The organism is Colwellia sp. SU-HH01217, from assembly GCF_057543495.1.
Genome location: NZ_BAAJLX010000013.1, coordinates 1 through 22264 on the forward strand (window position 1 = coordinate 1; position 22264 = coordinate 22264).

Annotated in this window: 21 protein-coding genes, 1 tRNA gene and 1 pseudogene; 14 read left to right on the forward strand and 9 right to left on the reverse strand. The window is 37.7% G+C overall.

Going from position 1 to position 22264, the window contains the following annotated elements; all coding sequences use genetic code 11:
- Window positions 1-3: 3 nt before the first annotated feature.
- The 3 genes and pseudogenes from AC27G3_RS14345 to AC27G3_RS14355 all read left to right on the forward strand — a co-directional run.
- Window positions 4-91, forward strand: a tRNA-Ser gene (locus AC27G3_RS14345).
- 99 nt (window positions 92-190) lie between these two features.
- Window positions 191-760 carry a hypothetical protein gene (locus tag AC27G3_RS14350; RefSeq protein ID WP_487122684.1) on the forward strand — a complete coding sequence of 190 codons (570 nt, stop codon included), beginning with the start codon at window positions 191-193 and terminating at the stop codon, window positions 758-760.
- Window positions 745-1137: pseudogene (locus AC27G3_RS14355) on the forward strand (IS30 family transposase); the annotation flags it as partial. The gene AC27G3_RS14350 and the pseudogene AC27G3_RS14355, both read left to right, overlap by 16 nt.
- A 165-nt stretch (window positions 1138-1302) precedes the next feature.
- Here the strand turns inward: AC27G3_RS14355 and AC27G3_RS14360 are convergent.
- From AC27G3_RS14360 to AC27G3_RS14370, 3 genes are all read right to left on the reverse strand, one after another.
- Window positions 1303-1524, reverse strand: coding sequence for a hypothetical protein (locus tag AC27G3_RS14360; RefSeq protein ID WP_487122686.1), 222 nt, complete (start codon window positions 1522-1524; stop codon window positions 1303-1305).
- Window positions 1525-1597: 73 nt separating this feature from the next.
- Window positions 1598-2848: a hypothetical protein gene (locus AC27G3_RS14365; protein WP_487122688.1), complete on the reverse strand. Its 1251-nt coding sequence runs from the start codon at window positions 2846-2848 to the stop codon at window positions 1598-1600.
- Between the two features lie 897 nt (window positions 2849-3745).
- Window positions 3746-4129: a hypothetical protein gene (locus tag AC27G3_RS14370; protein ID WP_487122690.1), complete on the reverse strand. Its 384-nt coding sequence runs from the start codon at window positions 4127-4129 to the stop codon at window positions 3746-3748.
- A gap of 219 nt (window positions 4130-4348) precedes the next feature.
- Between AC27G3_RS14370 and AC27G3_RS14375 the strand changes: the two genes are divergently transcribed.
- Complete coding sequence (locus tag AC27G3_RS14375; protein WP_487122692.1) at window positions 4349-5689, forward strand: magnesium transporter; 1341 nt, start codon at window positions 4349-4351, stop codon at window positions 5687-5689.
- Between the two features lie 46 nt (window positions 5690-5735).
- Here AC27G3_RS14375 and AC27G3_RS14380 read toward each other — a convergent pair whose 3' ends face one another.
- From AC27G3_RS14380 to pspF, 6 genes are read right to left on the reverse strand one after another with little or no spacing between them, the layout of a single operon-like run.
- Window positions 5736-6524, reverse strand: a complete 789-nt coding sequence (locus tag AC27G3_RS14380) for a peptide ABC transporter ATP-binding protein (RefSeq protein WP_487122694.1) — start codon at window positions 6522-6524, stop codon at window positions 5736-5738.
- The gene (locus tag AC27G3_RS14385) at window positions 6525-7514 is read right to left on the reverse strand and encodes a peptide ABC transporter ATP-binding protein (RefSeq protein ID WP_487122696.1); all 990 of its coding nucleotides are present in this window, start codon (window positions 7512-7514) and stop codon (window positions 6525-6527) included.
- Complete coding sequence (locus tag AC27G3_RS14390; RefSeq protein WP_487122697.1) at window positions 7514-8407, reverse strand: ABC transporter permease subunit; 894 nt, start codon at window positions 8405-8407, stop codon at window positions 7514-7516. Before AC27G3_RS14390 ends, AC27G3_RS14385 begins: the two co-directional genes overlap by 1 nt.
- A gap of 47 nt (window positions 8408-8454) precedes the next feature.
- Window positions 8455-9480: an ABC transporter permease gene (locus AC27G3_RS14395; protein ID WP_487122698.1), complete on the reverse strand. Its 1026-nt coding sequence runs from the start codon at window positions 9478-9480 to the stop codon at window positions 8455-8457.
- A 1-nt stretch (window position 9481) separates the two neighbouring features.
- Window positions 9482-11131: an ABC transporter substrate-binding protein gene (locus AC27G3_RS14400; RefSeq protein WP_487122700.1), complete on the reverse strand. Its 1650-nt coding sequence runs from the start codon at window positions 11129-11131 to the stop codon at window positions 9482-9484.
- Window positions 11118-12260 (reverse strand): phage shock protein operon transcriptional activator, encoded by a 1143-nt coding sequence (pspF, locus tag AC27G3_RS14405; protein ID WP_487122702.1) that lies wholly within the window; start codon window positions 12258-12260, stop codon window positions 11118-11120. The genes AC27G3_RS14400 and pspF overlap by 14 nt, the downstream gene beginning before the upstream one ends.
- Before the next feature lie 192 nt (window positions 12261-12452).
- On the opposite strand from pspF, the gene pspA reads away from it, so the two are divergent.
- From pspA to hpf, 10 genes are all read left to right on the forward strand, one after another.
- Window positions 12453-13133: a phage shock protein PspA gene (pspA, locus tag AC27G3_RS14410; RefSeq protein ID WP_487122703.1), complete on the forward strand. Its 681-nt coding sequence runs from the start codon at window positions 12453-12455 to the stop codon at window positions 13131-13133.
- A gap of 52 nt (window positions 13134-13185) precedes the next feature.
- Complete coding sequence (pspB, locus tag AC27G3_RS14415; RefSeq protein ID WP_487122878.1) at window positions 13186-13398, forward strand: envelope stress response membrane protein PspB; 213 nt, start codon at window positions 13186-13188, stop codon at window positions 13396-13398.
- On the forward strand, window positions 13395-13826 hold the full coding sequence (gene pspC / locus AC27G3_RS14420) for an envelope stress response membrane protein PspC (protein WP_487122704.1): 432 nt from the start codon (window positions 13395-13397) through the stop codon (window positions 13824-13826). Before pspB ends, pspC begins: the two co-directional genes overlap by 4 nt.
- Window positions 13827-13982: 156 nt before the next feature.
- Window positions 13983-15413, forward strand: a complete 1431-nt coding sequence (locus tag AC27G3_RS14425; RefSeq protein ID WP_487122705.1) for a YcjX family GTP-binding protein — start codon at window positions 13983-13985, stop codon at window positions 15411-15413.
- Window positions 15410-16480 carry a YcjF family protein gene (locus AC27G3_RS14430; RefSeq protein ID WP_487122706.1) on the forward strand — a complete coding sequence of 357 codons (1071 nt, stop codon included), beginning with the start codon at window positions 15410-15412 and terminating at the stop codon, window positions 16478-16480. Before AC27G3_RS14425 ends, AC27G3_RS14430 begins: the two co-directional genes overlap by 4 nt.
- Window positions 16481-16596: 116 nt before the next feature.
- Entirely contained in the window at window positions 16597-18147 is a 1551-nt protein-coding gene (gene tyrR / locus AC27G3_RS14435; RefSeq protein WP_487122707.1) for a transcriptional regulator TyrR, read from the forward strand.
- Between the two features lie 297 nt (window positions 18148-18444).
- A complete protein-coding gene (locus AC27G3_RS14440) occupies window positions 18445-19431 on the forward strand; it encodes a fumarylacetoacetate hydrolase family protein (RefSeq protein ID WP_487122709.1) in 987 nt (328 codons plus the stop codon).
- A gap of 38 nt (window positions 19432-19469) precedes the next feature.
- Window positions 19470-20108 (forward strand): maleylacetoacetate isomerase, encoded by a 639-nt coding sequence (gene maiA / locus AC27G3_RS14445; RefSeq protein WP_487122711.1) that lies wholly within the window; start codon window positions 19470-19472, stop codon window positions 20106-20108.
- Window positions 20109-20229: 121 nt separating this feature from the next.
- Window positions 20230-21594: a hypothetical protein gene (locus tag AC27G3_RS14450; protein WP_487122713.1), complete on the forward strand. Its 1365-nt coding sequence runs from the start codon at window positions 20230-20232 to the stop codon at window positions 21592-21594.
- Window positions 21595-21895: 301 nt separating this feature from the next.
- Window positions 21896-22252, forward strand: a complete 357-nt coding sequence (hpf, locus tag AC27G3_RS14455) for a ribosome hibernation-promoting factor, HPF/YfiA family (protein WP_487122715.1) — start codon at window positions 21896-21898, stop codon at window positions 22250-22252.
- The last annotated feature ends 12 nt before the right edge of the window (window positions 22253-22264 follow it).

Consider the following 22264-nt stretch of genomic DNA (forward strand, 5'->3'; position numbering starts at 1 on the left):
AAAGGTGACGTGTCCGAGTGGCTGAAGGAGCACGCCTGGAAAGTGTGTAAAGGGCAACCTTTCGAGAGTTCGAATCTCTCCGTCACCGCCATTAATTATTATGTTGTTGATATTTAAGTTAAAATAGCATGATTTCCTTTCGGTTAGATTCAATGTCTGTCACAAAACTCTGTCACAAGATGGAGTACCTATGTCTAATACTTACCGCTACCTTTATCGCTTCAAAAACAGTAAAAGTTATTATTTTCGTATGCGAATCAGTTTTTCGCTGAAAATGTGCAATATTACTCTTAGTCATTTTTGTGCGTCATTGCATACTGATGATGTATTGAGAGCTCAATTATTGGCTCAATTTGTAAAGCGTGGTTTAGATAAGGAAATTGAGAAGATGAAAAATCGATGTGCGGCAGATATGGATACAGTGGATTTGTCAGGGCTAATACCTGTTAAAGGTAAAGTGGATTTGTCAGGGCTAATACCTGTTAAAGGTAAAGTAGATTTATCAGGCTTTGAACAAAGCGTATACAATGTGGAATTAAAGTCACACTTAAAACAGCGATTTAATCAATTACTTGAAAGCGCTAAAAGGTTGATAGATAGCTGTTTGTATGACGAAATGGAACTACCTTCACCATTTAGCCCCCTCGAGAGTAGAGAGTTAGAATTAACTGCTAATCAACTGGAACATTCTGAATCTGAGCATGTAAAGGAATTTATGTCAGCCACTCCCGAAGAGCTTAGACATACACTCGTTACGTAATGCTTGCTAAAGTTCAAGACAGTAAAACTAAAACAGTTATCAAGGCATTAATCAAACAAGCTAAAAAGCTGCCAAGTGAACTGTATAAATCACTTACATGGGATAGAGGGTATGAGATAACAAACCATAAAGAATTTACGTTAGCGACCAATATAAAGGTATACCTTTGTGATCCATATTCCCCTTGGCAACGAGGATCTAATGAAAATACGAACAGGCTGCTTCGACAATATTTCCCAAAAGGAACTGACTTATCCTTACACAGTCAGCAAAAGCTCAGCAGTGTTGCTAGAAAACTTAACGAAAGGCCAAGAAAGACGTTAGAATATGAAACACTAGCAGAAAAGTTTAACCAATGTGTTGCGTCCATCGATTGAACTCAAGACAGAAACCGGCCTTTCGTTTTTGATGAGGTTTTTTGTTTACGATGAGCGAGGGATAGCCGTTCGCGGATTGTATATTATAGGTACTAACGCAAAGCTTAGCGGCGAGTAAAACGAGTCCACAGCCTGCGGCGAAGCGGTGTATTTAAGGCTGTATTGCTACAGCGTTTTGTTAGCAGCTTTAAGTTCAGCTTCGATCTCTGTATATAATTCATTAGTTGTATCACAAATTACTGATGCTTCAGTTGTCATGCCCCAGAATTCATCGGAAGAAATTTCTATCGCAATCAGTAAATGTTCTGCTGCTAAGCTGGAACTTATTTTCTCGGAAGGTATGTTTGCCCTTTTAAGTCCTAATGGTGCAGGTAAATCGTCACTCATGCGCCCCCAGCCCCATCAAAAAATCACCGCAAATACTTTCTTTTTAATCGTCATTTCCTCGCTAAAAATAACCTTACCAAACAGGTTTCTCATTGGGCGCTCTGCCCCATGTCTGATCAATAATAAACTGGTTAATCACAATATCATCACACAGCGCACGCGGACACTTGTCGCGTTGCTCTTGCCTCTTCTCTCTCGCAGATTTAGCATTCACTTCTTGCACAATACCCGACAGCTCTTCCTTGCGCTCAGCATAGCTCATACGGTCTTGATTCGCCTCCGCCAAATAGGCCTTACCCATCGCAATAGCCTCCCCCGCATCACGCACAATCGTCATATTTACTTTATTCACAATCCGCTTCAAACACCGCTTCACCTTGCAATTCGCGTAATCCATATCCAAATACGGGCATACCATACCCTTAGAATTTGCGTGCCACTGCTTCACCGATCCATCCGTTGCAAAATCATCCCCCACAGGCGCTTGTAACGTATATGTAAATCCCTCACTAGAAAAAATCGTCCCGCAGCCTTGTTTCACCAACTCATAATTCAACGGAATAGCAAACGCCTTGCTATAATCAATTCGCTCTAACACCTCAAATCCACTCGACTCATAATTATACCGCGCCTTGCCAAATAACGAGCCCACCTTCGTGCCCATTTCTTGCGACAACCCACTCAAGCGCAAAATATAAAGCCTATAGGGATAACCTATATCCTGATGACTCACATCCTCCAGCCGCAACACCATGCCGCTATTCATCACCGCAAACATCCCATCCAAACTCGCAGGCAAATGCAGCGCGTCATGTTGCGCCTTTAACTTCGCAATCCGCTCTTCTTTCTTCTGCTTCACATCCGCTTGATACGCCGCATATTTTACAAGGTTTTTCTCCATTCCATCACGCGTCGCTTGCAACGAAAATTCCACTTCTTTATCCGCCTTCTCTACCGCTTCAAACTGCATCACCTCCAATTCTTCAGCATTTGGCTCGCGTCGATATTCATCCATAAATTTAATCCTCGCCGCAGCCACATTCGTCTCAATCATCCTAGGGTAATATTTCTCCGTATAATTCTTCTTCGTGCGTGCATAGCTTTCTTCATAGCCCGCCTTCATCTTTTCATACATCTCAGCATCTGTCAGCACGGCGTGATTGCTGGAAGACCGAACTGATGCGTCTCTTCCGCTCCGTCTGCTGCTAGCTGTTGGAGAAGTCGCCTCGTCTGTCACACCATCTCTGCGTTGAGCTTGCGCTTCGGAAAAAGGCACCACAAGAACCAACAAAATAACGCACAAAAGACACCGAAAAACCAACATAGAAAACTCCTTATAAAATCAAAAAAATAACGCTAATGCTTACTAAACGATTTTGAGTATAAGACGAATAAACACTATACACTACCCCTTGTTACAGCTGCCTTTAGGTTGTGATTGATTTTTGCGAAAGGAAGTGTGTGGTGATATTTGTGAAAATGAGGTCCGTTAATAACTTATGTTAGCAGTCCTTTGGTACTAAAACCCCGAGAACTACGCGCAATCAGCCCCGGCATGAAAGGCCTATACCCCAAAATCAGTCGCGTTGAACGGTCAAGTCAGGGTAGTATCGTTCAACTAATTTATACAGTAGCGTTGTTTCAGGTCGATGCCGCTTATATGTTTCACTTTGTTGCCTTGCCAGCACATATTTTCATCCTTGAATATCGTGCAAGTAATGGTGACAAATATGAGGTTAGTTTACGACTGACCGAAGGGCCGCTTTGGCGATTTTTGCGTCATACATGAGTCGGTTCCTCAATGATTCCTATTCGCTCACAGCTGCCTGTAGATTATTAGTAAACCTATTCGTCAAAATAGTATGATCAGATATGAGCTAATACATATAAGTAGACCAAAAATCTACTCTTATTTAAACGAGAATAGCGACTCCGTTTAATAAGCTGCATACATTGTACTTATGGCGAAATATTGTGCTCGATGTATTTATCGTTTTCTATCTTATTTTTTTATAAATTACTCACATGACTCTTTCACAATACCACAAAATCATTTATGATGAACTATATAAATCAATGAGTTATGTGAGGCTTGTCACAATAAAGTGAATCTCTCCGTCACCGCCATCTCTCCCGCTTATCTTAAAAGGGGTTATCACTTCTCATTAATCATTGGCTCGCTATTGGAGATTTTTGACTCATAGTCAAACTTATTTGAAATTTAGCTAATTTCTTCAAAAGTAACAATATAATAGCCATCGATTAGAGCACTTTTTAATTCTGTATTCACATTAAATCGTTTTATTCCTTTATATTTTGTCATTATATTCACTGTAATGGAGACAAAACTATCGTGTTCAGAATCTATAGCTTCCATACTTTGTTCCCATAAACTTTCTACCACTCTTTGATAGTTAGGATCTGGGTAAGCTTTTTCCCACCAATGGTTTTTGTCAGGGATCTCTTTTAAAGTCCAACCTATGATTTCATTAAAACTGTTATTTACAAAAATTAAGCGGTGATTTTGACTGGTATTACTCAGTTCAACCACAATAACAGGTACAGGTAACATGTCTAAGAATTTAATTGGGATAGGAGTTGGCAAGTTGTTACCTCAGTCATAGTGCTATTTTTTTATAATAGAGCGAAATGCTTTTTAATTAAAGATTTTTAAAAACTATTCTCATTTAGGTAAAAAACTAGTAACGTTGGCTTTAACCGTTGAGTATTTGATTATAAAAGAAAAAATAGGTTATACCTTTATTTTTACTTGTCCGCTAATATAATTTACTTAGCGCTAAAAAAGTTAATTGAGAGCCGTGTTATGTCAGAGCCTTTGCCCGATTTAATTAAAAATGTCATTAATCAATCTGAATTAAGTACAGGAAACCTTGATGCCTACTCAGCTGTTGCTCAAGCCGATCAGTTTGAAGTAGCGTTACTTTTAGAGTCGTTGCCCATTGAGCAACGCATAGTACTTTGGCAGACTCTTCCCGACTATAAAAAGCTTGATGTATTGGTTCAAATGCGTGCCGAACCTAGAGAGGTTTTAGTTAATAAAACAGACGGTGAGTTATGGGATAGGCTTTTTATTGATATAGACGCTGAAGATTTATTAGAACTTGCTCAGTCTTTACCAAATGAACTTGTCGACCGTGCCTATAAAGCTATGGATAAACTCCAAAAGAAATATTATAGGCAAGCAAATGAGTTTCCTGATACTCAGATTGGACATTGGGTATCACATGACTTTCTAGTGTTACCGATTAACGCAAGAGTACGAGATGCTATTCGATTAATTCGAAGAGAAGTGCCACGACATTGTGATATTATTTTTTTAGTTAACCGCTCTGGTCACTTTTCTGAAGCTATACCTATTGCCAAACTACATGCATTGGCTGAACATATTCCATTAGTAGACGTTGCCCTTAGTGATTTTCCTGTAGTTTCCGCTTCACAAGAATGCCAAGAAGCGGCTAAAGAAGTCCAACTTTCAGAGTATGCGTCTTTACCTGTTGTTGATGAAAACTATAATCTAATAGGTCGGATAGATGTCACTACTGCAAGCGAATTAACATTTGAATATTATGAACGACAAATAATGGCCAATGCGGGGATGGATGAAGAGGTTGATTTGTTCTCGTCTGTACGAAAAAGTGCTCGAAGCAGGGCGTTCTGGTTAGGTATTAATTTACTGACTGCATTTTTAGCTAGCGCGTTTATTGGTGTATTTGAAGCGACTTTACAACAAGTTGTCGCACTTGCTGTATTAATGCCAATTGTTGCTAGTATGGGGGGCATTGCAGGCAGTCAAACGCTAACCTTAATTATTCGTGGTTTAGCGCTCAAACAAATCACTTCTGCGAATGTTAGAGTGCTGTTATTTAAAGAGCTAAAGGTAGGTGGCTTAAATGGCGTTATATGGGCACTAGTCATTGGGGTGATTGCATTTGTCTGGTTTAACGACCCGATGCTAGGAGTTGTTATAGGTACAGCCATTTTATTTAACATAGTTGCTGCAGCGTTAGCCGGTGTATTTGTTCCTGTAATATTAGATAAACTCAATATTGACCCTGCACTATCAGGCTCGGTGATTCTCACTACAGTCACTGACATAGTGGGTTTTGTTTCTTTTTTAGGTTTAGGTACTATGTTATTAATTTAACTGTTTACTCATCACTAGAAAAGCATATACAGACAGGAATAACGACTTATACAGGTTTATTGAGTACCTGAAAATTTTGAGCCATTAATAATTTACGCGTATATTTGTGCTTTGGGTTTTTTATTAATTGATGTGTATTGCCATATTCGACAACTTTACCATCTGATAATACCATCATCTCATCACTGAAGTGCTTCACAATGCCTAAGTTATGAGAAATTAAAATAAAAGCGAGCCCCATTTGTTGTTGTAAGTCGAGTAGTAAATTGATCATTTGAGAACGTAAAGAGGGATCTAAAGAAGCCAGTGCTTCATCGAGTATAATCACTTGGGGTTGAAGAATAATGGCTCTGGCAAGTGATATTCGCTGTTTTTGCCCACCAGAAAACATATGAGGATAAAAGCTCATATGATCCGCTAATAAACCGACTTTTTTCAATGTCGCCCTTATTAGTTGAACACGCTCTTGTTCATTTAACTTCGTGTTAAGCTTTAATGGTTCGTCGAGTAATTTTTGAACTGTTAAGCTTGGATTAAGTGTGGTGCCCGAGTCTTGGAAAATCATTCTAATGTGCTGACAACGTTGTTTAAAGTTGCCGGCTTCTAGTGTTTGTCCATTAAGTTGGATACTACCTGTGCTGGGCTTTTCTGCGCCCACAAGTAATTTAGCAAGGGTTGATTTTCCAGAGCCTACTTCACCAACAATTGCCAATGTTTTATGTGCCTCTAGTACAAAAGAAATAGGCTCTAGCGCATTATTAACTTTTCGGTTATGCCAGTAACCTTTTAGTTTATAGGATTTACTTAAATCGCTCACCGATAATAAAGCTGTCATTTATTTAACTCCCTTTAAAGAGAAGTGACAACTTACTTGGTGTCCGTGGTGATTGACCACTTTGGGCGCTTCTACACACTGTTGTTGTGCTCTTGGGCAGCGCGGACCTAAACGACAACCTATGGGTAAGTGTTGTAAAATTGGAATGCTGCCTGGCAGTGTCATTAACCTCGATTTTGACGGTAAATTAACATTGGCTTTTGGACTACAGTCTATTAATGCCTTGGTGTATGGATGATAAGGGTGGTTGAATATTTGGTTTGTCGTCCCCGCTTCAACAAATTGTCCGCTGTACATTACGGTTATTGTATTGGTCCAATGGGTAATATTTTCCAAGTCATGACTAATTAATAAAATAGACATGTTTTTAAGCTGGTTAAGACTTGCTAGCAAACGAAATATTTGCCCTTGGTTTGTTGTTTCCATCGAGGCTGTTGGTTCATCAGCAATGAGTAATAATGGTTTTTTAGCTAGCGCTATAGCAATCATAATCCTTTGGCATAAAGCTTCGGTTAATTGATGTGGATAGCTTTTAATACACAGCAGATGTTTTTTAATGCCGACTTTATGTAGAAGCTGGATAATTAATTTCTTTCGTTGTTGGCGCTTTTGCCAAAAGTAACCGGTTAACAGTTTTTCGTCTATTGCTTCTTCTAATTGATCACCAATGGTGGTTGTCGGATCTAAACATGACATGGGCTCTTGAAATATCATGGCAACATCTTTAGCGATGACTTTCTTACGCTCAGCAGGGCTTAATCTTAATAAGTCTTGACCTCGCCAGTGAAACCTATCGGCGTGCACTTTCCATTTGTCGTCGAGTACGCCAATAATAGCTTGGGCCAGTAACGACTTCCCTGAACCAGATTCGCCCACTAAACCCCGCACTTCACCTTCTTTCATTGTTAAACTAACACGTTCAACAGCCAAAATGGGTTTACTGCCAGTTAATAATTCAATGGAGAGGTTTCTTATATCAAGTAAGTTCATTAACTTTCCTTGTTAAGCTTAAGAGAGTGACGAATACCTTCACCAACTAAATTAGTTGCCACAACAGCAAACAAAATCGCTAAGCCGGGTAAATAAACGGCCCAAGGTGCAATATAAAATAAATCAATACCACTTTTTAGCATAGCGCCCCATTCAGGTAACGGAATAGGTGCTCCTAATCCTAGAAAACCTAACGCGGCAATGTCTAATATTGCTGCCGATTGCGCAAGTGTCGCTTGGCTGATTATTTTCTCTAAAATGTTAGGAAACACAGAGTAACTTAATATTCTAAGAGAGCCTGCACCATCTAAACGTGATGCCAATACATAGTCTTTTTCTAACTCTTCTTTTACGGCATTGCGTGTGGTGTGTATAAATTGGGGAATAAGCACAATAACGATAGCCCATAAGGTATTACTCAGTCCAGGCCCTAATATGGCGACAATAATTATGGCAAGTAATAGGGAAGGAATGGATAAAATCACATCTAAAAAATGATTTAAAAAACTCGCTTTAAAACCAGTTGTTAAAGCTGATAGTGAGCCAATTATTCCGCCAACAACTAAAGAGATCATCACCACAACAAAGCTTAAGCCAAAGGTTAACGATGCGCCGCTCATTAAGCGAGATAGCATGTCTCTGCCGAGTTCATCTGTACCTAATAAAAAGCTAATATTACCTTCATTATCCCAAGCAGGTGGGAGTAAAAGCATATCTAAATGACTTTCTATCGCTGAATAAGGCGTAAGAATAGGGGAGAACACAGCTAAAATAATTAAAAATATTGAGCAGCAAAAGCCTAGCATTGCTACCGGAGTTTGACGAAATGCTTGCCATAACCTGATAAAAGGCGATGGAAACTCTTCTTCTTGATATATTTTCTCACGAGCCATAACAGCAATCCCTAGTGTCAATATTTGTCCCGTATAAAACATAAAAGTTAAACATTTTTATTTTCTCGAGCTAATGGGTTAATGGCGGCATAAAGAAAATCAGTTAAAATATGAACGATAAAGATGAAGCACGATAGTACGAGTAAACCACTTTGAATCGCGGCGTAATCTCGTTGGTAAATACTGTCTATTAGCCAGCGGCCAATACCAGGCCAGCTAAAAATAACCTCAGTAACCATAGCTAGAGTGACTAAGTTGGCAAATTGTAAACCCACATGCCGAATAATTTTAACCAAAGCATTACGAATTGCATGATGATAAATAATTTGGCTGAAAGTTAATCCTTTAGCACTTGCTGCTCTAATATAACTTGTTTCAAGTACTTCTAGCATTGACGTTCTTGCAAGACGAATAAATATTGTTCCCGGTGCCATAGCAACCACACATGCCGGTAAAATAATATGTGCACTGGCATTTTGAAAAGCCTGCCACTTATAAATATTATCGCTTAATAAAATATCAATAAATTGAATGCCTGTTACGTGTTCAATTTCAAATAATAAACTGATTTGCCCTGCAGAAGGCAGCCAGTTCAACACGATAGAGAAAATTAAAATGGCTAATAACCCTAGCCAAAAAACAGGAATAGAGTAACCAATCATAGCGATAGATAAAATAACCTGATCCGCAGTTTTATTGTGTTTTATCGCGGCAATAAAACCTAAAGGAATGCCAATTACCATGGCTAGTAAAAGGGCAACCATGCTCAGCTCTATAGTCGCAGGTAATAGGTTGGCAATTTCAATACTAATTGGTATTTGACTAGACATAGACAAACCTAAATCACCATTTAAGACATGCGCTAAATAAGAAAAATATTGCATGATTATAGATTCGTCAGCCCGGTAAGCTTCTGAAAGCATTGCTAATTGCTCGGGTGTTGCGTTAATTTGTCCTGAGATATTGATTAAGGCATCCCCAGGAAATAAAAAGTTTAAACTAAAAGACAACATGGTAAGTAATAGCATGGTAAAAATAAATAAACTCAGTCGTCTTATGGTGAAAATTAACATGCTATTTTACACTCTCTGCGCTTTTGTATACGGTTGAGAAATTAATACCGCCAAAAGAAGGCATAATACTGCCTTTTACATTGTTTGATCTTGTTTGATAGCGCTTAGAATGAGCCAAAGGTAGTAATGGTATTTCTTGGCTAATCAGCGCTTGTGCTTTTGAGTAATATACTTTTCTTCGTTTGATATTCGTGGTTTTAACTGACATTTGTAAGAGTTTGTCAAACTCCTCGTTACACCACATAGTTGAATTACTACCCGAGCCTACAGATGCGCAACTTAATAGTGAAGTAAAGAAGTTATCAGGATCAGGGTGATCTGCTGTCCAACCAAGTAGTACGCTTTGGTGTTCACCTTGTTTAATGCGCTGTAAAAACGTTGCCCACTCGTAGCTGACAATATTTACCTTTATGTTAATTTCTTTTAAATCGGCCTGAATGAGTTTTGCCATTGTTAATGCACTTGGGTTATATGGACGTTGAATGTTCATCGCCCATATATCCATATCAAACCCTTTTTCAAAGCCAGCCTCTTTAAGTAATTGTTTGGCTTTTGATATTGAATAAACTTGATCTTCTACCTGTTCATCATACGCCCACGAACTACTTTGTAATAGCGATTTAGCAATTTCCGCCCTGCCAGAATAAATAGTTTCAATAATTACTTTTTTATTAATGGCGTAGGCAACCGCTTGACGGACTTTTTTATTATCGAAAGGGGGTTTTTGCGTATTAAATCCTAGATAAGCCACATTAAATGAGGTAACCGCTTCAAGAGTTAAATTAGCGTTTTCTTTAATTCTTTCATGGGCGATAGGGTACGATGCCACATCACATTCATTAGTTAGTACTTTGGTTAACCTTGATGTGTTACTAGGTGTTATATCAAAAACAAGCTGCTCAAGTGCGACTTTACCTTGCCAATAATCTTCATGACGATAATAACGAATTAATGAGCCTGCTTTATATTCTTTTAGTTTGAACGGGCCAGTACCAACAGGAAAAATATCAATTTGTTGATGGGCATTATTTTTGGCTAACTCATTGGCGTATTCTTGTGAAAGGATCACTGAAAAATCTGTTGCCAAATTAGCTAAAAATGAACTGTCAGGGCGCTTAAGTTTAAAGCGAACAGTGTAGTCATTAATTTTTTCAATATCTTCTACTAAAGCGCTTAAGCGTACACTTTGAAAAAAAGGATAATTTCCACCTGAAATAGGGTGAAACTCATTGTCCTTATCTAAAATACGATTAAAACTGAACAATACATCGTCAGCATTAAGTGTACGAGTCGGAGTAAAATAACTGGTAGAATGAAAAGTGATATTTTTTCTTAAGTAAAAAGTGATCATCATTCCGTCGCGAGTGACATGCCAAGATTTAGCAATAGAAGGGGTAATACTATTGTCTTTTGACTCGAAGGTGATCAATCTGTTGTATAAATGATTAGCTGTAGCATCTACTGTGGTGCCTGAGGTAATAATTTGTGGATTAAAACTCTCAGGCGAGCCTTCAATACAATAAACAATACTTTTATTGCTTAATGTAAAGTCACTTTCTTGGTTACAGGCTGTGCAACCTATAAGCGCAAAACCAATAGTCAGTAGCTTTCTATATGCTTTAGTAATATTTATCGAGTTATTCATCATCATTCTGACTACCATCTAACAGGTTATATTTTTTTAAATAACCTCTAAGTTGATGGTAGGTTAACCCTAGCGCTTCTGCTGTTTTTTTCTGATTAAATTGACAATTCGCCAACGCGGTAGTGATTAAATCAACTTCATAGCCTTGTGATAACGCTTTTAAGGACACAGGAAATTTAAGTGACAATGCAGCTAAAGGTTGGTCTGAAGTCTTATTATTAACAGATTGGCCTTGTTGAATTGTTGATTGTTCAATCGGTGCAGTGTTTGCCGGCTGAGAAGATGATAACGGTGTATTATCTTGAGTACTTTCTGGCATTCTATCACGGGTTTTTACTCTACCTGTTGGGCGATAAGGAGATTCGAATGGATCTACAACAAGATCATGCACCGGTAAATGTGGATTGTTACAACGATACACACTACGTTCAACTACGTTTTTAAGTTCTCGAATGTTACCAGGCCAGTGATAATCTAGCATGGCTCTTTTAGCCTTTTCAGTAAAACCACTGAATAATTCAAATTCTAGCTCTCGCGCCATATTTATCGCAAAATTTTCCGCTAAAATCATAATATCTTCTTGCCGTTCTCTTAAAGGCGGTAAAGTAATAACGTCAAAAGCTAGGCGATCTAGCAAATCAGCTCTAAATTCACCTGATTCAGCGAGTGATGGTAAATCTTCGTTAGTAGCTGCGACTAAGCGGACATCTGTTTTTATAGTTCTAGAGCCGCCAACACGTTCAAATTCTCCGTATTCAACAACTCGTAATAATTTTTCTTGAATAAGGCCTGAAGTATTGGCTATTTCATCCAAAAACAATGTGCCTTGGTTGGCTCGTTCAAATCGACCTTCATGCTTTTTACTTGCACCGGTAAATGCGCCACTGTCGTAACCAAATAATTCAGTTTCTAATAAATTTTCATTTAACGCTGCACAATTTAGCTTTAAGTAGTCTTGTTCCCACCGTTTAGACAAATAATGCAGTCGAGCAGCGACAAGTTCTTTACCTGTACCGCGTTCACCAATAATTAATACGGGTTTACTTAAAGGAGCTATTTGAGAAATTTGCTCTAAAACTTCCAGAAAATTATTGGATTGCCCAATTAAATTATCTTGTTGGTTAAAACGTGACATATGTAGACCTAATAATTGGTTTATTTCACTAACAAATAGTGTATTTTATTAATGCCTCAGTTTGAAGTTTTTTTTGGAATTATAATTTTTTCTTTTAAAACAGTTGGTTATTAATTTAATAAAACTTGGCTCAGAAAATGAATACATAAATATCAAGATTTACAATTTAAACCATTAATTGAGGTAGTCGTTATGGGTGTTTTTTCAAGGTTTACAGATATCATTAACTCTAATATTAATAGCTTATTAGATAAAGCGGAAGATCCAGAAAAAATGGTTCGCTTAATTATTCAGGAAATGGAAGATACCTTAGTTGAGGTACGTTCAACATCGGCAAAAACATTGGCAGATAAAAAAGAGATTTCGCGTCAAGCCACTAAGTATGAAAATGATGCAGAGCAATGGCAAGAAAAAGCAGAACTTGCATTAAGTAAAGGTCGTGATGATTTAGCCAGAGCAGCGTTAATAGAAAAAAGCAAATGTGCAGAAAACAGTGCTTCGCTAATTGAAGAGTTAACACATGTGGATGAACACATAAGTAAACTGCAAATAGAAATCTCGCAACTTCAAGATAAACTAGCTGATGCAAAAGCGCGCAAGAATGCCATTGCCATGCGAGAAAAAACAGTAAGTTCTCGTTTGAAAGTTAAGCAAAAAATTGATAGTGATCGAGTGAACGATGCATTAAGCCGTTTTGATTCTTACGAACGAAAAATTGATGACTTAGAAGGTCAAGTTGAATCGTTTGATATGGGAAGCAAATCGTTAGCAGACGAAATTGCTGACCTTGAAATTAATGAAGGTATTGATGACGAGTTAGCAAAGTTAAAAGCTAAAATGAAGAAGCCTGCAGCAAAAAGCAAAACTAAATAAAAATTAAAATAATTACTAGATGTAAAGGAGAACTATTGTGAGCGAAGTTATTATGGCACCGGTTATTATTTTCATGGTAATAGTAGCGCCAATTTGGTTGATACTACATTACCGAAGTAAAGGACAGGTTAGCCAAGGGTTAAGTGAAGAAGAATATGTTCAACTTTCTGAATTGTCTGAATTAGCAGATAAAATGGCTGACAGAATCAAAACATTGGAAGCTATTTTAGATGCGGAGACCCCTGATTGGAGGCAAAAAGCATGAATAAACGTCGAGGTGAACTATATCGCGACCCCAACAAAGGAAAGATTGCAGGTGTATGTGCAGGGGTAGCAGATTACTTTGGTTGGGAAACTTGGCTGGTAAGAATTTTAGTGGTCTCAGGGGTGCTTTTAGGCGGAGGATGGATTTTTGTTGTTTATATAGCAGCTTGGTTTATTCTTGATAAAAAGTCGGGTACTTCGCCAAAGGGAAAGCACTCTTCAACTAGCGCACCTATTGATCAGGTCGTTGAGTCCGTCAATGAATCGATTAAAGTCAAAGCTCGCATTTGGCAGTCAGGTGAACCGCCTAAGCAAGCTTTTCATGATATTAGACGTAAGTTTAATGGCTTAGAAAGTCAACTTAGAACGATGGAGAAATATGTCACCTCGCCAGAGTTTACCGTATCAAGAGAAATTAATCGTTTGTAAGCTTATATTTCAACATATCCCCAAAAAGCAACGAAAGTTGCTTTTTTTATAAAGGAAATAAATAGCTATTATCCTCTGAATTTAGTCGGTAGTATTGTTGAATAATTTTATGGGTAATCATCCAGATATTTGTTTTAAACAAATAAGTTAGAGCATATGGCGTTAATTAATAAAGACAAAATTGATAAATTTAAATCCAAAGCGAATGATCTTCTTCATCGAACGATAGATCAACATGTCACACTTGCTGTTACTGGTTTAAGCCGCAGTGGAAAAACAGCATTTATTACTTCTTTAGTTAACCAATTAATTAATGAGGGTAATGGTTCACATCTCAGCTTTTTTACACCGGTTCATCAAGATCAGTTTATTGCGGCTAAACGTGTTCCACAAAAAAACCTCCATATTGCTCGTTTTGATTATGACAACGCGATTGCTTCTTTTACTAGTCAGCCGCCATCTTGGCCTGAGCCAACGCATGGAATTAGTGAAGTACGCCTTGCTATTCGTTACAAACCTAAAGGCTCTTTGCTTAAATATGCGACAGATATGGCTACGTTAACCTTAGATATTACTGATTATCCTGGAGAGTGGTTACTTGATTTACCTATGCTAAATCAAACATTTGAGCAGTGGTCAGAACAAACCGTTGAGTTATTGTTAACATCGCCGCGTGCTCAATTGAGCGAAAGTTTTCTTGATAAGGTTAAAGAAATCGATCCTTTTCAGCCCGCTGATGAAAATCTCATGGCGCAATTAGCTCAAGAATATACTGAATTATTACATACCTTTAGAAATGAACTTGGTTTGTCCGTTATTCAACCAGGACGTTTTATTTTACCGGGGGAGTTAGCCGGCGCACCCATTTTAGAGTTTATACCTTTTGCTAATTTTGCTGAACTTGATGCTAACGAATATCAAAATGCCAGTGATGATACCTTTATTGGTATGTTACGAGCGCGCTACGTAGAATATAAAGAGCGGGTGGTTCGTCAGTTTTATAAAAAGCACTTTTTAAGTTTTGATCGTCAAATTGTTTTAGCTGATTGTTTATCGCCACTAAATAAAGGGCCGGAAAGCTTTGCTGACCTGCAATTAGCAATCACTATGATTTTAGAAAGTTACAGTTATGGGCAATCGAGTTTATTCTCTCGATTATTTTCTCCTAAGATTGATCGATTATTGTTTGCAGCAACCAAAGCTGATCATGTTACGCAAGAGCAACACGGTAATTTAGTGTCGCTGTTGAATGAATTAATATATCAATCAAAACACCAATTAAATTACGATGCCATTAAGATGAAAACACTGGCTATTGCATCGGTAAAAGCAACCACGGCAGGAAAAAGCATACATCAAGGACAACAGGTTCCCGTTATTCAAGGTCGTCGCTCGAGTGATGACAAAACTATTACGGTCTTTCCTGGCTCGGTGCCTAAAAAGTTGCCAGATGATGAGTATTGGCGAGAACAACACTTTAATTTTATTGCATTTGAGCCACAACAATCAATCGCCCCTTACGAGTGTTTGCCGCATATGAGAATGGATCAAGTGTTACAATTTTTGCTCGGAGATAAAATGAAATGAGTAAGTTAACTAATCAAGAGCAAAGTCATTCAACAGCTGAAACGCTCGATAAATTTAAAAACCAACAACAAATTTTATTTGATGAAACTGAACTAGCTCCCGCTAATGATTCAGAAATAGAACTGTCGCAACAAGTAATGTTTGATAATCAAGACTTATTACCTATTGAACAAAACCTCGAAGACGAAAATGAAACATTAATGAAAGACATTAAGTTGCAGAGTAAACCAAGATGGATTTGGCGAATAGTCTTAACATTATTATTAATAATGGTGTGTGTAGAAACCGTTGACTTTTTTATGACTGGTTTTGTTCAGTCACCTATTTCTACTAGTATTTATGGTGTTATTTTAGCCGGGTTAGGTTTTATTGCAGGTGGTGCGCTGTGGCGTGAAATTGTCGGACTAAAGCAACTTAAGAGCCAACAAGATTTAAGAAGCAAAGCTGTTGAAACACTAGAAAATGACACACCATTAGACGTTGAACAATTTTGTCAAACACTATCTAAAAATTTACCGTCGGATTTAATGTCAGATAAAGAAGGGCACTGGGAAGATGTTGTTAAAGAAAATTATTCTGACAGTGAATTACTGCAGCTGTATTCAAAACTTGTTTTGAGTAAAGTTGATCAAAAAGTTATTGCGCAAATCTCTAAGTTCTCAACAGAAGCTGTAGTGTTAGTGTCACTAAGTCCTGTTGCCGTAATTGATATGCTAATTATGCTCTGGCGCAATCTGAGAATGTTAGACAAAATATCAGGTCTTTATGGTTTAAAACTGGGGTATTGGAGTCGTATTAAATTAATCAAACAAGTCTTTATCAATATGGCTTACGCCGGAGCTAGTGAACTTATCGCTGATTTTGGCACAGACATGGTTGGTGCCGATTTGCTTGGTAAAATGTCTGCACGTCTTGCTCAAGGGTTAGGCGCAGGTTTGTTAACATCGAGACTAGGATTAAAGGCAATGCATGCTTGCCGACCATTACCATTTGATGATGACGCGCCTAAAATAGCTGAAATACGCAAAGAAATATTAAGCCAAATTAAAACATTAATTAAAAATTAATCGTTGCATATTGTTGACTCAATTTAAGGTGTTTTTTAAATGAAATATTGGCTTTATTATTGTACAAATTAGTTTACAATGTCGCCAATTAAACATTTTGATAAAGGTTAGTGTAAATGCGTTTGGAAATCACTTGTAGTGACCGTGTTGGCATGGGACAGAAAATATTAGGTATTTTTGTTGAACATGATATCAATGTACGCGGCATTGAGTTTAACCAACTCGGCAGAGTTTTTATTGATATTCCTGATCTCGACTTTTCTGCTTTACAACAATTTATGCCTCAACTGCGTTTACTTGAAGGCGTGGGCGATGTAAAAACTTCGCCTTATATGCCTTCTGAGCGTCAACGCAATGAGTTAGCTACTTTGGTTCAAACATTTCCTGACCCTTTTATTTCAATTGATGGCAAAGGTAATATCATTCAATTGAATGCGGTTGCCGCAGAAAGTCTTGGCGACAATGAAGAGTATTTTGTTGGTGAACCTATCAGTAGCTTAATTAAAGGTTTTAATTTTTCTCGCTGGATAGATAACAATGATGTATTAGCGCAAACCCGCCGCTTGAAATTTCAAGATGAAGATTTTGTTGCTGATATCTTACCAATAAATGTTGAAAATGACTCAGGCAAACAAGTTTTTGTTGGCGCAGTGCTTATTTTGAAATCTGAAATGAGATTGGGCGAGCAAATGAGTGCATTTAAACAACCTAATGACAACGAGTTTTCGGGTATTCAAAGTAATAGTAGCGCAATGCGCAAAGTGATACGAGAAGCTAAACGTATGTCTTTGTTAGATTCTGCTGTATTAATTGTTGGCGAAACTGGTACCGGAAAAGAATTGTTAGCTAGAGCTTGTCACGCCTCCAGTGATAGAGCTGCAAACCCATTTATGACATTAAGTTGCGCTACTTTACCTGACGATGCTGCTGAGACAGAGCTTTTTGGCTCAGGAAGCTCCGGTGATTCAACAGCCAAACGGGGATTATTTGAGCTTGCTGATGGCGGTTCTATCTTTCTTGATGAAGTTGGGGAAATGTCAGCTAAGCTGCAAACTAAATTATTAAGAGTTATTCAGGATGGCAGCTTTAGACGAGTTGACGATGAAAAAGAGTTTAAAGTAAATGTAAGAATAATTTGTTCAACTAATAAAGACTTACTTAACTTAGTTTCGTTGGGGGAATTTAGAGAAGATCTTTATTATCGTTTAAATGTTCTCGGTCTTAATATTCCTCCGCTGAGAGATCGTCGTAATGATATCTTACCGTTAGCAGAGCTATTTATTGTTCGTTCGGCGAATAAACTAGGAAAAAGTAGAGTAAAGCTCGACGATGAATGTCGAGAGTTTGTTGAACATTACCCATGGCCTGGCAATGTACGACAACTGGAAAATGTAATTATTCGTGCAGTATCGTTAATGGAAGGGAATGTTATTTCAATAGAGCACCTTCACTTACCTGCTTATACCCGCGAACATGGTTATTTAGAGCAAGAGTTTGAAGGCACCTTAGACGGTGCGGTAAAAAACTTTGAAGCTGATTTATTACGAAAACTTTACCCAGCTTATCCAAGTACTCGACAACTCGCTAAAAAGTTAGGATTAAGTCACACGGCTATTGCTAATAAATTACGCGAATACGATATTAATAAGAAAACCGTAAAGATCTAAATACAAGCGCTGCTAGCCCCAAAACCCTTATTTTTTAAGGTTAGCAGCACCTATTTAATCTAAAACTACAGTTATTCACCTTCAAGTAGGCAATTTAACGGTAATTTATGTAAACAATTACAGACATATTTCAGGCAAAGCCATCCTACTTCATTCCCTAGTATTTTATTTCAATTTCCGTAAAATTCACTGCACTATTAGTAAACTCGATTGTTATTAAGCCTAATCAATAAATTAACAGCAAACGATCAGGTTTTATTTGAGAATCAATTAACAATAAACAAGTAAGGTTGTGAAATGAAGTTAGCTACACTTAAAAATAATACCCGCGACGGCCAGTTAGTCGTGGTAAGTCGTGATTTATCAACAGCCGTTGTGGTTGCTGATATTGCTACAACATTACAGCAAGCAATCGATAACTGGGCTGAGGTTAGCGATAAACTAGCAACAATTTACCAAGCATTAAATGACGGTACACTCGATAATACCTTAGCTTTTGAGCAAAAAAATTGTGAATCTCCACTGCCTCGTGCTTACCAATGGGCAGATGCAAGTGCATATGTAAATCATGTTGAATTAGTGCGTAAAGCGCGTAATGCAGAAATGCCAGAAACATTCTGGACGGATCCTTTAATGTACCAAGGAGGATCAGATGCTTTTATTGGTCCTAGAGATGAGATTAAAGTTGCCTCGCAAGATTATGGTATTGACTTTGAATCTGAAGTTGCAGTGATAACTGATGATGTGCCTATGGGCGCATCTCCAGAAGAAGCGGCTAGCCACATAAAACTGTTAATGCTAGTAAATGATGTTTCGCTTAGAAATCTTATTCCTGGCGAGCTTGCGAAAGGATTTGGCTTTTTCAGCTCTAAGCCTTCAAGCGCGTTTTCTCCTGTAGCAATTACACCAGATGAATTAGGCGATGCTTGGGATGGTAAAAAGTTACATTTACCATTAACAACACATTTAAATGATGAATTATTTGGTCAACCTAATTGTGGTGTTGATATGACTTTTGATTTTCCAACGATAGTGGCGCACGCCGCGACAACTCGTCCATTGTCGGCTGGTTGTATTGTTGGCTCAGGCACTATTTCTAATTATGATCGCAGTGCAGGATCAAGCTGTTTAGCTGAAAAACGTATGTTAGAAATTATCGCTGACGGTAAGCCGGCTACTTCGTTTATGAATTTTGGTGATAAAGTTCGTATCGAAATGTTTGATACGAATGGTGAGAGTATTTTTGGTGCGATAGATCAAGTCGTTAGCCGTTATCAAAAATAGCACTAAGTTTTTAAGCTATAAAAGTAAAGGATTGGTTAATGAAATTATATGGTTATTGGCGTTCATCTGCTGCTTATCGCGTGCGCATCGCTCTACACTTAAAACAAGTTGAGTTTGAGTCAATCTCAGTGCATTTGGTTAACAATGGCGGAGAGCAACATCAAGACGACTATGTCGCTTTAAATCCGAGCCATTTAGTGCCTACTTTGGTTGATGGTGAGTTAGTGCTTAATCAATCCCTTGCGATTATTGACTATTTGGATAATCGGTATGAGCAGTCGCCACTATATCCGAAAGATATAGCTTTAAAGGCGCGAGTACAAGCCCTTGCATTAGACATTGCTTGTGAGATCCACCCTGTGAATAATTTGCGAGTGCAACAGTATTTAAGCCGAGAGTTGAAAGCTGATGAAACCGCTAAAACAGCATGGGTTAACCATTGGATGTCAACGGGCTTTGCGAGTGTCGAGGCGCAGCTTGCTAAAACTAGCGGAAGATTTTGTTTCGCAGATGAAGTGAGCGTAGCAGACATTTGTTTAGTACCTCAAGTGTATAATGCGAAGCGTTTTGGTGTCGACTTAACGCCATACCCAATAATTTGTAAAGTTGTTAATAATTGTCAGCAACTTCAAGCCTTTCAACGTGCCTTACCCGAAAACCAAGAAGATGCGCAATAAAATAATCTTCAATAGCAAATGACTTAAAAAAGAGAAAATTTATATTTTCTCTTTTTTTTTAATGAGTTAATCAGCTATGATAAACTCATAAAGCTTCTATTATTTGGAGTGATTCTTAAGAGTGAATAACATTAAACTCACCCAAGACGAAAACCTGTCATTTAAAATAACTCACCAGTTATTGCCACAAGATCATCAGCGTATTGATCTGTACTTTTCTTTGCCAGTAGAAATGGGGATTAGCCCAACGACATTAACAGAAGAAAATTATTTTCATAGTAGCATTAAATGTCATAGTGCTTATTACTCTGATCAACTGCATTTACCTTTGGTGCGCAGTCGCTTTATCAGCCAAAAAAAAGGGGAGCAAAGCGATTACCGCTTAAATCTTAATTTATTTTCCTATCAAATTCGCTTAGCTTTAGATACTGACGTTAAGCAAACTTTGCAGTTAACATCGGTTGATGAGTTTTACGCTCAATCAATAGAAGTGGCTGAACAAACCGTTGCTTTACTAAAAAAACTTAGACGGTATACACCGCCAGATAAGAAGTTAAAACCTTTCTTTGATAATGCTGATAATTATTTAAGTTGGCATGTTGAGCAATCTTTTCTTAAATTACTTTCTCGAGGCCCCAAAAGTAGTGAGCATAGTGTAGAACGTAAGTTTCTATTTGATTTATGCCGAAAGGAGAGCGAATACCGTACAGATAATCAATATAACTCGCAACTTACGTTGAGCGATCCTAATCGAATAACTAATAAAATGCGTTTATTACAACGTTTGATTGAATATGGCGTGGTTTTTCAAAAGGATACCAAAAACCTTAATACCAACTTAAAGCGATTAGTTAGAGGTACCGTAACAGCGGTCATTATGGCTTTTGTCATGATGCTTGTGTTAAATGCTCGCTCTAGCTTTGCAGAAGTGACTATTGCATTGGTAGGCATGTTAGGGATTATTTATGGCTTACGTGAAATATTCAAAGATGATATTACTCGTATAATTTGGCGAAAAATTCAGCAAGGTTTACCAAAATGGAAGCTAATATTTACTAACAGCATTACTAAATCACGAATGATGAGTCAAACTTTATGGCTTGAGTATATGCGCCCTAAAGAGTTACCTAAAGAAGTCGATTCTCTATTTCAGCAACGTCGACATCAAAATAAACAAGCAGCAAGGTTATTACACTTTCGCAGTGATACAAAAGTTTTTGCTAAGCAGTTTTTACCAGGGTATGGTGAAATTCAAGGGCAAATATTTTTTAATTTAACCCCCTTTATTCGATTCCTTAAAAAAGGAGAGGGTCGGCTTTATTCACTCGATGGCAATAAAATAACTAAGCAATCTGTAGAGCGTCGTTATCAAATTAATCTCGTTTTAGTGCAAACAGATAAAAGCTCTTTAAAGCATTTACAACGCTTTAAAGTGACCCTGAATCGTTCAGGGATTATTAATATTGAAGCGATGGAGGAGCATTAATTAACCTGAATTCCAACTGGTGTATAATTAACCAAAACTTCGCGTCAATCGAAGACGCTTACCTCAGAAGTAAGAAAAACTTTTTACTAGAGAAACATTTGTAAAGCCTAGCTCAAGTTAATTAATAATTATTTTTGTAAAGTAGCGAGTTATTCAGCTGAGATTGTTTTTATCGTCTATTATTAATGGAGTGAATTATCCTTACTTTTTAAACAGAGGTGAAATATTTAACATTCCCCCTTGTTTTTAAAAAAATTTGCCCCCAGTCTTATTAGTGATGTCATAAAAAAAAGGAAAAGCTATGAAAATAAATCTTTCTGGTCACCATGTTGAAGTAAACGACTCCATTCAAGCCGATATAGAAGAAAAATTCTCCAAGATAGCCAGTCACTTTCCAACGTTGATTGCGCTCGATGTAATTATTTCAAAAGAAAGCAATAAACATAGAGTAGAAATTACCACCACTTATGAAGGGGGGCGTATTTCAGCAACTGCCACCGATGATGTAATGTATCCAGCGATAGCCAGTGCTAAGAAAAAACTAGATGCTGCATTGAAACATCGTAAAGGACAACTTAAAGCGAATTTACATGCAAAACCTGAAGTGACACAACCTGATATAGCCCATGAAAAAGTACAAGAAATGAACTTAAATTAAGTACAATTTGCT